Here is a 15287-nt window from a genome sequence, read left to right as displayed (position 1 = left end):
AAGGTTAATGTATGACTAACACGCCAGAACACAATGATTTATCCGCAGGTGAAAAACCAAAAAAAGTCATTGTGATTACCGATGCAGATTCCGTTGTGCTGCATAAAAAATTGCGCATTGGTCGCTTCATAGTGCGCGCCAGTTACATCAGCTTACTGGTGTTATTCAGCTTGCTAAATATCATTAATGAAAACGGCAAACTCGCGCTCTGGCTGCTGCAAATTATCCCACTGCTGATTTTCATTCCAGCGCTGTTGCGCGAAACACACCGCACTTACAGCTGGCTGTGCTTTGTCGCACTCATGTATTTTGCAGCGATTATCCCGTTACTGATGAGCCGTTGGTTGTGGAGCGATTGGCTGATAACCCTGCTGGTAAGCGCCATGTTTATGGCCGCCATGATGACCAGCCGCTGGTTGCAGTACTGGAATTATTATTTGTCTACCAAAACCCAAAATTCATAAATTTTTTCGGAAGGAAATTATTGTGTCTGTGAATTATTACGAACCACCAGCACCACACAATCCAACACAACCTGGAGCATCGAAACCAAACCGTGCAGCACCACAGCTGCCCCCACCAAAAAAACGTGGTGCATGGAGCATTTTTTTTAACGGAATGGGTGCAGGTATTACCTGGTTTCGCAATGCGTTGATGAACACCCTCTTCATTGTTGTGCTCATCATTTTTATCATTGCGGTAAGTTCAAGTGCACCACAACCTTTACCCGAAACCTTCGCCTTGCGTCTTGCGCCAACCGGTTTATTGGTTGATCAACGCAGTTACATTGACCCGGCCAGCTTGTTACTTTCTGAAGACGACCCGGAAGAAAATGAAACCGTTGTGAGCGATGTTGTTGAAGCCATCAATAAAGCAGCTAAAGATAAACGCGTAACCATGCTGGTGTTAGAACCCGGCCGCATGCTCGGCGGCGGCGTGAGCAAAATGAATGACATTGGGCAAGCGTTGGAAAATTTTAAAAGCGCGGGCAAAAAAATCATCGCCGTAAGCGACAACTACTCACAAGACCAATATTACCTCGCCAGCTATGCCGACGAAATTTATCTGCATGATATGGGTTTGATCGAAATTACCGGCTACGGCCGCTACATGAATTACTACAAAACCGCGCTGGATAAACTCGGGGTAACCATCCACGCCTTCCGCTCCGGCAAATACAAGGATTATTTGGAACCCTACCTGCGCGACGACATGTCAGAAGAATCGCGCGAGCACAATGCACAGTGGATCAACGAACTATGGGCCAGTTACACCGGCAAGATCGAAAGCCTGCGCAAATTACCGCCGGGCAGCATCAATGACTACGTGAATAATATCGATGCACATATGGCCTTAACCACCGGCGACAGCGCCAAACTCGCACTGGAAAAAGCACTGGTCGATAAAGTTGTCTCGCGCCAGGACATGGAAAAAATGCTTATCGAGCAAGCAGGAAAAAGTGAGGAAGGCAATTGGTATAACGGCGTCGGCATAAAATCCTACCTTGCCGATATCCGCAAGCATCCAAAACTGGAGAAAAACAAAGTTGCGGTAATTGTTGCCTCCGGCTCAATTGTGGATGGGCATCAACCCGACGGCAGCATTGGAAGCGAAAGCATGCTGGAATTATTGCGACAGGTAAAAGACGATGAACAAGTAAAGGCCCTGGTGATCCGTATCGATTCCGGCGGTGGCAGCGCCTTTGCATCGGAGATTATCCGCTCTGAAGTTATTGCACTGCGCGAGAAAAAAATCCCGATTTATATTTCCATGGGCACAGTCGCAGCATCCGGAGGTTATTGGATCGCAACCGCAGGTGATAAAATCTGGGCGCAACCCACTACCATTACCGGTTCGATTGGCGTATTCGGCGCATTCCCTACACTGGAAAAATCCCTGCAAAAAATTGGTATTAACACTGACGGTGTAGGCACGACTGAATTAGCGGGCACCATGCGCCTTGATCGCCCACTATCCGAAAAAGCCAGCAAGGTTGTACAAATGGGTGTGGATAATATTTACCAGCGCTTTATCACACTGGTAGCTGACGCACGCCAACAGGAAGTGAAAGCCATTGATGAAATTGCCCAGGGCCACGTATGGACCGGCAACAAAGCCAAAGAAATCGGCTTGGTGGACGAGCTGGGTACCTTGAACGATGTCATTACCGCCATCGCGCAAGAAGCCAAATTGAGCAGTTACAAAGTGGAATTTGTACAGCGCCCACTCTCACCCAAAGAAGAATTCCTGCGCTCACTCACACAAGGCCACGCAGGCACCTTTGTACCGAAATCGTTGCTGGAGAATTTTGCATCGCTCAATGTGTTGAACAATCTCGCCCCCGCATTAAAACCACTGAGCGATTTGCAACGCATGAATGACCCGCAAGGTATTTATGTGCAGTGTTTGGATTGCGTGGCACCTTAACAAGATTAAATGATTGGCAGGAAACCCTGCCAATCATTCCCTCCGCACTTTTATAATTTATCCTGTTTAGTTGCAATTCTCCAACCCACCAATCCATGCCGCTATAACATTCACTGCTTCTTGATCAACCACATGTGATGCTAACGGCGGCATTTGGTTTACATCCCGCACTTTCATACGCGCAAGCAGTACTGAACGCTCGGGCTCACCCGGAGCAATAATGCGTGCGTTGTTAATGCCCAAATCGCCCGCTGCTGGTTGTACATTGCAGGTTTGTGTTGCAGCAAGCTCTGTGCTGTAGCGCAAATCCAAAGTGACTGGTGTAGGCCCGTTGGGGCTATGGCAATTGCTGCAGTTACTGTGCAAATAGCTGCGCGCACGCTGCGTCAGTGTTGCATTAGTATCGCCGAGCGAAAAAAGTGTTTGTGCTTTTTGCGTGGGTGTAATTGCAGAAGAAAAAAGATTGATATGGGCGAGCGTATCCAGTTGATGTGCATTGATACCGCTCGCGTTGTAGAGCATGAAATTATTTAATTGCAGGGTTTCCAAACCCAGTGAAAAATTCGCGACTTGCGTATGGCAAGTGAGACATTGGCCGCGGCTGGGGTATTGCCATTGCACTCCTTCGATTGATTTTTCTTTGGCATCGGTTAATAAGAGCGCGTCGGTTTGGTCGTCGCGCCATTCATAGCTAAAGCCTTGCCACCCCAACTCACCGCGTGCAAATAAACGTGTTTCGACAAAACGCTCATTCAATGTGAAATGTTTCATCAACACAGTGCCAACTGGAAATAAAAAATCCCCATCAGTCGTTAACTCTATTTTTGTGTTATTGGGAAGTGAAAAATACCGGTCTTTTTCTGCGGCATCTGACCAAAGTGGGCTGGCGACTGTGTAAGGGATCATTGCTGCTGCAGGCAGTGTTGGATTTGCAGAATTAACACAACCGGTTGCTGATAACCGCGCCGCCATAGTGCCCGGTTGCAATTGCCCTCCGGTCGCTTGCATTTTAACGATTTGTGAACCGGCACCCGATTGGCCAATCGCATAGAGTTCGCCTTGATTATCTTGCGCGAAGGACACTATATCGACCGGTACATTACCGTGACTGTTAACACTGATGTTGCCGTTACTGTTACGCGTAATAGATTGCATGGTATTCACGCAAAAATCGGTGAAAAAATATTTCCCGTAAGCAGCAGGATATTGTGTACCACGATAAACATAACCGCCAATCACTGAGCAAACACCCGTGTTGTGGCTAATCGATAACACCGGTTTAATTTTATTAGCGGTAGAACAATTGGTGCGCTCGCTATAACAGAAGTCACCCTCCATATCACCCCAACCGTAATTGCCGCCGCGCGTAACCAGATTCACCTCTTCCCACGCGCCCTGCCCTACGTCGCCCACCCACAACTCATTGGTCTCGCGGTCAAAACCAAAACGCCAGGGGTTGCGTAAACCGTAAGCCCAAATTTCTGGCGCACCGCCGGTAACAGCGAAAGGATTATCAGCGGGAATCGCGTAATTGCGTCCGCCACTCGCGTTATTCACATCGATACGTAAAATTTTCCCAAGCAAATTGTTGGTGTTCTGGCCATTTTGTTGTGGGTCACCCCCACTGCCGCCATCACCGGAGCTGATATATAAGTAGCCGTCGCTGCCAAATGCAATCTGCCCGCCGTTGTGATTGGAATAAGGTTGATTAAAACGCAGCAAAATAATTTCTGAATCGCGATTAATAATTCCATTATTTGCAACTTCAAAACGCGTCACCCGCGTTTCCATATTATTGTTGACATTGCGGCCGATATAATTGAAATACACATAGCGATTAGTTTCAAATTGTGGATGAAATGCCATCCCCAACAAACCGGTTTCACCGCCGGAAAAATCCACACGGTCTTCAATATTCAAAATTTCCGTCAGAGCATTAGCCGTCGCATTATTTTGAAAACGCACCACCCTGCCGGGCTGACGTGTTGCGTACCAATAATTATTATCCCCCGGTGCCTGCAATAAATTTGTGGCATTGGAAATATTAGGGAGTGACGGAAATACCGCTTGCCAGCTAATACTGGTTGGGGTGCCGGAGTTAACAGGCGCCGGTGCAATACAGGTGGCATTCTGTGGCCGTGCAGATAATCCGGATAAGACACTGCTGGATGCCGATGAACCTGCTAGCGAATTACCGATTGATGAATTGGCAACAGAATTCCCTTGGGACGATTGGGTAGAGGATCCACCACTACCACCCCCTCCACCGCACGAAAAAAGAAATAGAAAACTGGATATAAACAATAATTTTTTTACGCAATTTTCCATGGTGATTACCTCGCAGAACATTGCCCGTTACGACGTATCGAATGAAAGTCTGGTCAATCACTATAGCGCTCCTTGCCCATAGTGTTCTGTGGTCAATAGCTCATAAGCTCTACACGCGATCAATTTCTCTAGCGACAAAAAACCCCACACAGCAAGCTGGCGGGGTTAATTGATGAGCGCGTAAAAATTACCGCGCCGCTATTTAGTTGCCCAACCTCTATCGCCCACTTTGTAGGCCAGGTTGCCGTCGAAACGGCCGGGTATCGGTGCGTGACGCAATACTTGCGTGCCCCCCACCTCCGAGGTGAAGAAACCAAACAGGGTCAGTTGTTTGATCATCGTGAAGTAATGGATACCGCCTGCGGCAATATCCGCTTTTGCAGCACGATCGAGTTGATTAACAAAATCTTCCCGCTCATTTTGTTGCAGATCCATAAAGCTGCGGCGGTAAGTTTTTTTGCAATTGTCTTCGAGCGTCATCAGGCCTTTATGAAAAATTGCCTGTTCCTCCAGCGTGTAGCAATCCGTCACAAACACACTCATAAACTGGCCGACTTGCGCATCTTTGGCGCCCGGCGTGTCGGTGCGCGGCAGAATGGTTTCTGCAATTTCATCCAGAAGCGCAATATTTTGTGCAGAAAAACGGGTTGGTGCTTGAGTGGCACAACCACTTAACAGCGCGGAACCACCAATCATGGCAGTACCGGTAGCAGCAGCAATCAGTTTTAATAATTCGCGGCGATTCATGACAGATTCCCCTTTTTCAGTTCTTTTACCGCATGGTCCACAGCGCGTGCAGTCATTGCCATATAGGTCAGCGATGGATTTACGCAGGAGGCAGATGTCATGGCGGCACCATCGGTGACAAAGACATTGGGTGCATCCCACACCTGGTTAAAACCATTGAGCACGGAAGTTTTAGGGTCGCGCCCCATACGCGCGGTTCCCATTTCGTGAATGCCCATACCCGGTGAATAACCCCAATCGGCACCACCGACATTTTTAACGCCGGCAGCCTCAAGGATCTCAATGGCATCCTGCTGCATATCTTTGCGCATCGCCAATTCGTTTGCGCGGATCTCCACATCCATCGCCAATACGGGCAGGCCCCATTTGTCGGTAACCTTGCGATCGAGATAAATCCGGTTGTCGTGGTGCGGCAGCATTTCGCCAAAGGCTGTCATACCGATAGTCCATGCACCCGGTTCGGCCAGGGCATTTTTGAAATCTGCACCCACCCCCATTTCCGCCACATCGCGATTCCAGTCCTGGCGGCTGGCAGCGCCTTGATAGCCAAATCCACGCACGTAACTGCGCTTTTCGTCGCCCAGATTGCGGAAGCGGGGAATATAAAAACCCGCCGGGCGACGGCCGTAGTAATACTTGTCCTCGTAGCCTTCAACAATTCCACCAGCACCGACGCGGAAGTGGTGATCCATCACATTGTGCCCCAACTCACCGCTGCTACTGCCCAAACCATCCGGCCAAATATCGGTGGCGGAATTCATCAAAATCCAGGTGGAGTTAAAGCTGGAAGCGTTGAGGAAAATTACGTTGGCAGTGAATTCATACGTCTGGTTGGTTTCTGCATCAATCACCTCTACACCGCGCGCGCGTTTTTTGTCTTTGTCATACAACACCTGACTGACGATAGAAAAGGGGCGCAGGGTGAGATTGCCCGTTTTCATGGCCGCCGGCAGCGTCGATGATTGGGTGCTGAAATAGGCACCGAAGGGGCAACCCAACCAACATTTATTGCGGTATTGGCAGTTGACTCTGCCCTGCTCCGGTTTGGGTTGGGTGATGTTGGCCGTGCGGCTGTTGATCATCAAACGTTTGCCGCCATAGGCTTTTTTGATTCTGGCCGCCACGTCTTTTTCAACGATGTTGAGTTCAATCGGTGGTAAAAACTGGCCATCAGGCAGATGATCCAAACCTTCAAGGCTGCCGGAAATTCCCGCGAACCGTTCAACGTAATCGTACCAGGGCGCCATGTCTGAATAGCGAATCGGCCAATCAACGGCAATACCTTCACGCAGATTGGCTTCAAAATCCTGCGCACTAAACCGATAACTTTGACGCCCCCACAAGAGCGAACGACCACCCACGTGATACCCCCTAAACCAATCAAAGGGTTTCTTTTCAACATAAGGGCTTTCCTGCTCATTCGCCCACATACCTTGGGTTTCTTCATTGAGTACAAAGTCGCGTTTCAACACCGGGTGATTGCGCTGCATTTCCTGTGTCGGGCGGCCGCGATGCGGATAATCCCACGGTTCTTTGTGGGCATTGACGTAATCTTTGATGTGCTCAATATTGCGCCCGCGTTCGAGTAGCAATACTTTCAGCCCTTTTTCGGTGAGCTCTTTCGCCGCCCAGCCGCCGCTAATGCCGGAGCCAACCACAATGGCATCAAAGTGTTGTGTAGTGGACATAGATATACCTCTGGATAAACCGACTTTTTTATAGAAAATTAAATATCGCAGATGCGGATCGCCGCTTTTAACGATTCAATTTTTTCGTTGTCCGTTGCGCGCTTGGGCATAAACTCCTGCGCGACATATCCCTTGAAACCCGTTGCGTGAATAGCGCGAACAATCGCGGGGTAATACAGCTCCTGCGAATCATCGATCTCATTGCGCCCCGGAACACCGGCCGTGTGGTAATGGCCAAAATACTGGTGATTATTTTGAATGGTGCGAATGATGTCGCCTTCGCTGATTTGCATGTGATAGATGTCGTACAACAATTTAAAATTGGGCGAATCCAAACGTTTGCACAGTTCAATTCCCCACGCGGAGTTATCGGCAAAATAATCCGGGTGATCGACCTTGCTATTGAATAATTCCATTTGCAAAACCACACCGCGTTTTTCTGCTTGGGCCAGAATTTTTTTCAATCCTTTTGTGGCCTGCTTTAATCCGTCTTCCGGATCTCTGCCGCGTGCATTGCCACTAAAACAAATCAGGTTTTTATAGCCTGCATCGCTGACCAAATCGATATGCTTGCGATAATTTTCAATCAGCGGCTGATGAAATTTTGCATCACCCCAACCATCTTCCAGATTTAATTCAGCGCCATTACACATGGAAGAATCGACTCCATGCTGCTTGAGGATATGCCACTCACCGGGCCCCACTAAATCAATTGCCGAAAAGCCCAAACGTTTCACGACCAGACACAATTCTTCCACCGATAAGAAATTAAATGTCCAGCGCGCAACTGAATGGTGGATATTGCCTTTGAGTGAAGCAGCAGGTGAACCCCCTGCGGTTGATGAAGGTACTGCGGTTGATGACGCGAGTTCTGCCCCGAGTGCGGAAAGGCTGGAAAGCCCCAATGCGCTGGCAACAGCGCCGCGCATAAGCGCACGGCGATTAATGGGATGGGTCATGATGGGTAGCTCTATTTTTGTTAGATGGCATTTATACCGGCTCTCTCCAGCGCCGATAATAAAGATTAGCCCGCCAAAAACACCTTATCTATGCACCGATACGGATCTTTACTCTTTATGACAATAACCTGCAAAAGCGCAATAAAGCCGAGCAAAAACTGCCCATTCATTTGGTAAATAAAAAAGCCAGCTCAATGGCTGGCTCATAACAAACTAAAACGAGGTTACAACATCATTTAGGCGTTAACGCCTGAATAGCGGCCGAAACGTAAACCAAGGGCGCATTCCAGTTAATCGCAATTTCATTACTGGCATAACTGCACCAATTATCCAGATAGGATTTGGCCGCGATATTGGATGGATAAGGCACATTGCAACCAGACTTATCCTGCTGCCCAGGCTGCGGGCCACCGGCGATAAAACCGGGAATTGGCTCCGCAATGCCATCGGCTTCTGATGGGCGATGATGCGGGTGCAGTGTTGCTTTATCGCCATAACCAGTCACGAACGACATATCCGTCGCATTGCGGCCGAGCACATAATCAAGCATCGCCTGTGCGGCATCCAGATATTCACGCTTGCCATTCAAACGATAGCCTTGCACCAACATCATTGCCTGCCCCAGTGCGACTGAATTGCTGCCCCAGACAAAATCATTTTTCTGCATAGTGACGCGATACGCCGATGCAGACCACACCGTTTGCAAATTGGCAGCGAGGCCATCGATACGGTTGGCAATTAATTGTTTATCGGCAACTGCGGTTAAATTATCGCGATGATGCGCCAATGAAATCCAACCCAAACTGCGTACATCGCCCCAGGAGGGAACTGTGGCAAAAGTTTCGGCGGGTTTCATCGCAGTGTAATAAGCGTCTTTTTTGCTGGTGATATACAACTCCGCTGCAGCCCAGGCAAATTCGTCAGCCAGATTGCCATCGCCGTATTCACCGGTTTTGACATCATCGGGTTGTTTGTAGGTGACTGCCGGATTGGCAACCGCCCAGCCCCAAGCCGATTCTGCAGCAGCCAGCATTTTTGCCGACATACCCGGCAATTGGGCTTCATATTGCGCAACGACACGGCTTGCGGTTGCCATTACCGCAGCAAAATCCAACGCGGCTGCCGTCGTTTTTTGCACCACATAACGCTCGCTCGTCGCCTGATGCGGCATTACAGTGCCATCAAAATTTTTGTTGGTGAGCTTGTGGTAGACGCCACCATCGTTGGGGTCCTGCATGCTCAACATCCACTCCAGATTCCATAAGGTTTCATTGAGCAGATCGGGAAGTGCATCACCACTTTCGGGAATATTTAAATTCTGGTTGTTAAACATTTCTGGAAAATGTTCGTAAGCCGCAAGCAGCGAATAGGTCGCAATGCCCGAGTTGACGATATATTTGTTGTAATCACCGGCATCATACCAACCCTTGGGGCTGGAGATAATGGTGCCAGTAGGGCGAGCTGCACTGGCGGCTGACGGATGTACTAGCACCTGGGTATCCGGGTGGCCGAGCGGACGCGCAAAAATGCCAGCATGAGTTGCGAGTAATTCAGCGCTATTACGGTTGTAATAAAAGGCTTTGATGCTCGCCGCCGTTAATGCGCTGTAGACATCATTGGCGATAGTAAAAGGATATGAGTCATTCACACCATCAACACGCACAAGGTAATCACCCGGCGTTTTTACGCTGGAAAAATCGGCTAGCCTGACGCTTTCTTCCGATGCACTCCAGGTAGTTGCAGCGCTCAGGTTGCCGCTCAATACTGCTGCGTTGGTCGCAGTATTGATCACTTTAAAAGTAGCCGCGCTGCCCGCTGGAACAACCGCCCATTTGGCAGACTCGGGTAGAAAACCCAATTGATTGAGCTTGATATTGCCCGCTACTGCGGCGGTAGAACTGGCGGCGGCGCTGCTAATGGCTACCGCAGCAGCAGATGATGCAGCCTTGGAACTAGCCGCACTATTACCGCCACTGCCTCCACCACCACTACCGCAACCAAACATGACACCGGTCAGGCCGACAAGCGCCAGCGCCGACGCCAAACGAGTCGGGATAAATACAGCCATTGTGATTCTCCATTGCGTAGTCAGGCCCGGATGAGCCTGTTGTTGTTATGTGTTTGTCGTTATGTTGTTGAGCTAGAACACTTGGCGAGATTAGTTGATTAGCAGCTAGTCTGCGCACCGTTTTTCGCGAAAACCTAAAGTGGAGATTAGGTTGAAGAGAGTCTGGAGGTGAAGCGGAGGGAGATCAAATCGCTAAAACTTTCTTTACAAAAGGAATGGTAAGTTTACGTTGCTCGGCGAGCGAGGCATGATCGAGCCGGGCCAATTGCCAAAAGAGCTCATTGGTATCGCGCGGCAGGCGCTGGATAATGTATTGCGCCACATCATCGCCCAACTCCAAACCGCGGGCGCGGGCACGCATTTGCAAAGCTTGCTGTTTGTCTTCGTCGGTCAAGCTGTGGACTTGATAGGTCAGCCCCCACTGCAAACGTGAGCGCAAATCTTCCAGGCTCAATGCGAGTTCACGCGGGTTGTGCTCGGCGGCAACCAACAAGCATTTTCCCGCATCGCGCAGGCGGTTGTAGAGATGGAAAATCGCCAGTTCCCAATCGGCCCGGCCAGCAATCGTTGGCAAGCAATCCAGGCACACCAGATCCACCATTTCCAAACCGGTAAACAGGTCGTCGGGCGCGTAGCCCACCAGATCACGCAGCGGCAGATACTGAACGGATAAACCCATCTCCTGCGCCTGGTGACAAGCGGCCTGCAGTAGATGCGTCAACCCGCAACCGGGCGCGCCCCATAAATAAATAAACGACTCGCCACTGCCATCCAACTGGTCGCGCAACCCCCTGACCACCATCGCATTATGGGTGTGGGCAGGCGCATAAAAATTTTCGAAGGTTGCATCGTCGTTCAGATTAACGCTGAGTGACAATTGCTGGGGCAAGTTAACCATAACTACTTCTGCCAAACGTATATCAAAGGGTTCTCAGCGGTGCCGCCATAAACAGGCGCTTGTACCTGTGGTGCAGGGGTGACACCGGGAATCTGCTCATTAGCCAGTGCCTGATCCAACTCCGCCATCACCTCAGCATCAAAGTTCGGATCGTTGACTTCACGCGGATCATTGACACCACCGGGAGTTTGGTCAGCTACTACCGCGCCTGCAGGTGTATCCACCAAAGTGTCCGATTGCAGCGGCGCCAACCGGCGTCCGAGCGCCAGCGTACTCATCAATAACTTCACATCGCCTTCGGTTGTCAGGCGCACCAATAGACCTTCCGCGTTGACCTTCATGACCTCCATACGCTGAACCATCGCCAGTTCATCCAAGTAGGCTTGCGCCTGTTTGAACTCGCCAAAACTGGTGATATTACCAATGCGCAACACAATGGTTTGCGGCCCCTGATTGGTGGGCATGATGGCGTATTGGTTGGCGAAATAATCGGCGGCATGGTCAATCGCCGAGACAAACAGGCCTTTTACTTCCGGCGTCTCATCAACAAATGATTGATCGTTGCTGGCGTGGAGCAACTGCCAATCGCCAAGCCATGGGCCTTGGATTATAGAAGTAGGAGCCGCATCGACCAAACCATTCAGCGCCACTGAGCTTGCTGCCGAGGAGGATGCCAGACTGCTGACAGCAGCTGTATCAGTTGGCATTTCATCCGCCAAGGGATCAACCAGCACCGCTGGGGGAATTGGCCCCAGACTATAGGGGGTGTAGCGGCCAATCAAAATCGCATCCGCTTTATAGCGCAGTGAGGCAGTCTTGATTTTTTCGATATCGAGCGCCCAGAGATCATCGGCCGTAATCGAGAGGCTATCTTCTAAATCCAGCTTGGGAAAACTGAGCGGTAAACCGCGATACTGCGCTTGCAATTGCATCGCCTGCAGATCAGTTACTTCGGGCACCAAGCGCAGACCGGTTGGATCTTTCACGACCAACCAGACCAATACTTTCGGGCGGGTTGCGGGCCAGAGCGGCAACTGCGAATCGCGCAACAGCTTTTCAATCGCCTGGGGTTCGTAGTTCAACTGCAATCCTACGGCCGGGAATGTTTTGCCATCGACAGTGATTTTTTCCGATGAAGATTTATAAGTGAAGCCGAACAGGTAATTCTGTGCACCGGGTTGGGCGGCTTTTATGGCGGGGTGATCCAGTGCGCTGCGCTGGCCGGATACACGCACAACAACTTCACCGAAAGTCGCACGGGCGGCAGCATTTCGCTCGTTCTCAGACTGGGTTTTGACCAGCGTATCGGCGCGATAAATATCGACTTTTTGTCCAGCGGATGCTGCGCTTGCAAGCGCAACAATCAAGGAAGAAACCAGCAGACGTAGATGCAGGAAACGCAACAGGAATTACCTCTAAATGCAGTCAGCAACAAGCAGGGAGGCTGCATTGTAACAGGCTTAAACAAGCATGCGGCAGACCCAATTGAGGAAGCATTCACCAAAAATGTCTGATTCCAATAGCCACCGGCCCAGTGAGATTAGAATAACTTGCTCAGCCGCAGTGCTTTGGCCTGCAAGCGCCGCCATAAGCTGTTAGAATGGCGGCCTTTTTTTGAACCAGTCCAACTGCCAGAGCTGTGAGCCCTTTCCTATGAGCCAAAACCAAACCCCTACCACATCCCTTAGCTACAAAGATGCAGGCGTTGATATTGAAGCTGGCGATGCGCTGGTCGAGCGTATCAAAAGCGTCGCCAAACGCACCCGTCGCCCCGAGGTAATGGCCGGTTTGGGCGGTTTTGCAGCACTTTGTGAAATCCCCGAAGGCTATCGCCAACCGGTATTGGTATCTGGCACCGACGGTGTAGGAACCAAACTGCGTCTGGCAATGAATCTGCAAAAGCACGACACCATAGGTATCGATCTGGTGGCAATGTGCGTTAACGATTTGGTGGTCACCGGCGCTGAGCCGCTGTTCTTCCTCGATTACTACGCCACTGGAAAACTCAATGTGGATGTCGCTGCCGCCGTAGTATCCGGCATCGGCGATGGCTGCGAATTGTCCGGCTGTTCATTGGTTGGCGGCGAAACCGCAGAAATGCCCGGCATGTACGAAGGCGAAGACTACGACCTCGCCGGTTTCTGTGTTGGTGTCGTTGAGAAATCCGAAATTATCGATGGCAGCAAAGTGCAGGCAGGCGACGCTTTGATCGCCCTCACCTCCAGCGGCCCTCACTCCAATGGCTATTCGTTGATCCGCAAAATTATCGATGTCACCAAGGCCGACCTGAATCAGGATTGCGGCGGCAAACCACTAGCCAATGCGCTGATGGAGCCAACTCGTATCTACGTTAAATCGGTGCTAAAGCTGATCAAAGAATCGCAAGTCAACGCCATGGCACACATCACCGGCGGCGGCCTGACCGAAAATATCCCACGCGTATTGCCGGACGATTGCAAAGCAGTCATCGACACCAAAAGCTGGGCATTTCCGCCCGTATTCCAATGGTTGCAACGCGGCGGCAATGTGGATATCCGCGAAATGTACCGCACCTTTAACTGCGGTGTAGGCATGGTGATTGCGGTTCCGGCGAGTGAGAAAGATAACGCACTGAACATTCTGCGCGCTGCGGGTGAAAACGCCTTTGTGATTGGTTCAATTGCCAAAGCCACTGGCGACGAACACCAAGTTGAACTGCAAGGCCTCTGATACGCATGTCATCTACTGAAGTAAAAACCTTGCGGGTTGTTGTCCTTATCTCCGGTAGCGGTAGCAACCTGCAAGCCTTGATCGATGGTGTCGCCAATGGCGACCTCCCCATCGAAATAGCCGCCGTAATCAGCAATCGCCCTGACGTTTTGGGGTTGACCCGCGCGACCAACGCGGGCATACCAACAGCAGTACTGGATCATAAAGGTTTTGCCAGCCGCGAGGCTTTTGATCAGGAATTGATGCGCACCATTGATGCTTACAACCCTGGCTTAGTCGTACTCGCTGGGTTCATGCGCATCCTAACAGCCGAATTTACCCAGCATTATCTGGGCAGAATGATCAACATTCACCCCTCGCTGCTACCCAAGTTTCAGGGGCTACACACACATCAGCGCGCTATTGATGCCGGTGAAAGCCACCACGGTGTTACCGTACATTTTGTCACTGCAGAATTGGATGGCGGCCCGGCAATTGTGCAAGCGTTGGTGCCTGTATTGGCTAGCGATGATGCCAGCCTGCTTGCCAAACGTGTGCAACGCCAGGAACATGTGATTTATCCATTGGCAGTAAAATGGTTCGCGCAAGGCGATTTGAAAATGCAGGACGGCAAAGCTGAATTAAAAGGTGAACTTTTGCCTGCTTGCGGTTATCAAATTGAGGCCAATGAGCCCTAAAAGGAACGTCCATGTTAAGCCTTCGCGTCAGCGTCTTTTTTATCCTTGCCTTGTTTACATCTTTAGCAAGCGCAGCAAATGCCCCCAAGACATTTGACAATCAGTACAAAGCCAAACTCTACGGATTTAATATCACCGTCAATAACCGCTTAACCAAAACCGCAGAAAACCAATACGATCTATTATTCAAAGCCGAGTCATTTATCGGCAGCATAACTGAACAGAGCAAGATGCAATGGAACCCGGCGCAGCAAACCGTCAGCCCGCTCCACTATAGTTATGCGAGGCGCGGCTTAAGCAAAGACCGCACGGCCGAATTATCGTTTGATTGGAAAAACAAAAGCGTCACTAACAACGTGCAGAAAACAAGTTGGCAAATGGATATCGCACAAAAAGTGCAAGACAAATTGAGTTACCAAATCCAAATGCAGCAGGATTTACTCAATGGCCAGAAAAACTTTACTTACCAAATTGCCGATGGCGGCCGCCTGAAAGAATATAAATTCATGACCGTTGGTGAAGAAATGTTGGACACGCCTTTAGGGAAAGTGAACACCATTAAAGTAAAACGCAGTCGCGAAAATGACGAGCGTGTGACTTACGCCTGGCTTGCAAAAGATTGGAATTATCTGCTGGTACGATTACAGCAAGAAGAAAAAGGAGAAGCCTATACAATTTATATTCATAAGGCGACCCTGGATGGCAAGGCCATCGAAAAATTTTAATCTCGTAACAGTTAGACTGTATTAATTTGATTTATTTAATTCTATTCAACTAAACCTATTC

Annotated in this window: 12 protein-coding genes; 5 read left to right on the top strand and 7 right to left on the bottom strand. The window is 50.0% G+C overall.

Annotated elements, in window-relative coordinates; genetic code table 11:
• Positions 1 to 11 precede the first annotated feature (11 nt).
• Complete coding sequence (locus J2X05_RS15345) at positions 12 to 464, top strand: DUF2069 domain-containing protein (protein WP_310073982.1); 453 nt, start codon at positions 12 to 14, stop codon at positions 462 to 464.
• 22 nt (positions 465 to 486) lie between these two features.
• Complete coding sequence (gene sppA / locus J2X05_RS15340; RefSeq protein ID WP_310073980.1) at positions 487 to 2427, top strand: signal peptide peptidase SppA; 1941 nt, start codon at positions 487 to 489, stop codon at positions 2425 to 2427.
• Positions 2428 to 2493: 66 nt separating this feature from the next.
• Here the strand turns inward: sppA and J2X05_RS15335 are convergent, their stop codons facing one another.
• From J2X05_RS15335 to J2X05_RS15305, 7 genes are all read right to left on the bottom strand, one after another.
• On the bottom strand, positions 2494 to 4755 hold the full coding sequence (locus J2X05_RS15335; RefSeq protein ID WP_310073978.1) for a PQQ-dependent sugar dehydrogenase: 2262 nt from the start codon (positions 4753 to 4755) through the stop codon (positions 2494 to 2496).
• A 198-nt stretch (positions 4756 to 4953) separates the two neighbouring features.
• Positions 4954 to 5502, bottom strand: a complete 549-nt coding sequence (locus tag J2X05_RS15330; RefSeq protein WP_310073977.1) for a gluconate 2-dehydrogenase subunit 3 family protein — start codon at positions 5500 to 5502, stop codon at positions 4954 to 4956.
• On the bottom strand, positions 5499 to 7190 hold the full coding sequence (locus tag J2X05_RS15325) for a GMC oxidoreductase (RefSeq protein ID WP_310073975.1): 1692 nt from the start codon (positions 7188 to 7190) through the stop codon (positions 5499 to 5501). Before J2X05_RS15325 ends, J2X05_RS15330 begins: the two co-directional genes overlap by 4 nt.
• A 38-nt stretch (positions 7191 to 7228) precedes the next feature.
• Entirely contained in the window at positions 7229 to 8149 is a 921-nt protein-coding gene (locus J2X05_RS15320) for a hydroxypyruvate isomerase family protein (RefSeq protein ID WP_310073973.1), read from the bottom strand.
• A 232-nt stretch (positions 8150 to 8381) separates the two neighbouring features.
• Complete coding sequence (locus tag J2X05_RS15315; RefSeq protein WP_310073972.1) at positions 8382 to 10217, bottom strand: glycoside hydrolase family 9 protein; 1836 nt, start codon at positions 10215 to 10217, stop codon at positions 8382 to 8384.
• 184 nt (positions 10218 to 10401) lie between these two features.
• The gene (gene hda / locus J2X05_RS15310; protein ID WP_310073971.1) at positions 10402 to 11115 is read right to left on the bottom strand and encodes a DnaA regulatory inactivator Hda; all 714 of its coding nucleotides are present in this window, start codon (positions 11113 to 11115) and stop codon (positions 10402 to 10404) included.
• 2 nt (positions 11116 to 11117) lie between these two features.
• On the bottom strand, positions 11118 to 12518 hold the full coding sequence (locus tag J2X05_RS15305) for a DUF2066 domain-containing protein (RefSeq protein ID WP_310073970.1): 1401 nt from the start codon (positions 12516 to 12518) through the stop codon (positions 11118 to 11120).
• A 250-nt stretch (positions 12519 to 12768) separates the two neighbouring features.
• Here J2X05_RS15305 and purM point away from each other — a divergent pair, with 250 nt between their 5' ends.
• The 3 genes from purM to J2X05_RS15290 are packed head-to-tail and all read left to right on the top strand — an operon-like array spanning position 12769 to position 15226.
• Positions 12769 to 13824, top strand: coding sequence for a phosphoribosylformylglycinamidine cyclo-ligase (gene purM / locus J2X05_RS15300; protein WP_310073968.1), 1056 nt, complete (start codon positions 12769 to 12771; stop codon positions 13822 to 13824).
• A gap of 5 nt (positions 13825 to 13829) precedes the next feature.
• Entirely contained in the window at positions 13830 to 14501 is a 672-nt protein-coding gene (gene purN, locus J2X05_RS15295) for a phosphoribosylglycinamide formyltransferase (protein ID WP_310073966.1), read from the top strand.
• Positions 14502 to 14512: 11 nt separating this feature from the next.
• On the top strand, positions 14513 to 15226 hold the full coding sequence (locus J2X05_RS15290) for a DUF3108 domain-containing protein (protein WP_310073964.1): 714 nt from the start codon (positions 14513 to 14515) through the stop codon (positions 15224 to 15226).
• The last annotated feature ends 61 nt before the right edge of the window (positions 15227 to 15287 follow it).

Origin of the sequence: Cellvibrio fibrivorans (genome assembly GCF_031457055.1) — a bacterium.
In the GTDB taxonomy this organism is placed as follows: domain Bacteria; phylum Pseudomonadota; class Gammaproteobacteria; order Pseudomonadales; family Cellvibrionaceae; genus Cellvibrio; species Cellvibrio fibrivorans.
This window is presented reverse-complemented; position numbering and strand designations above follow the sequence as displayed.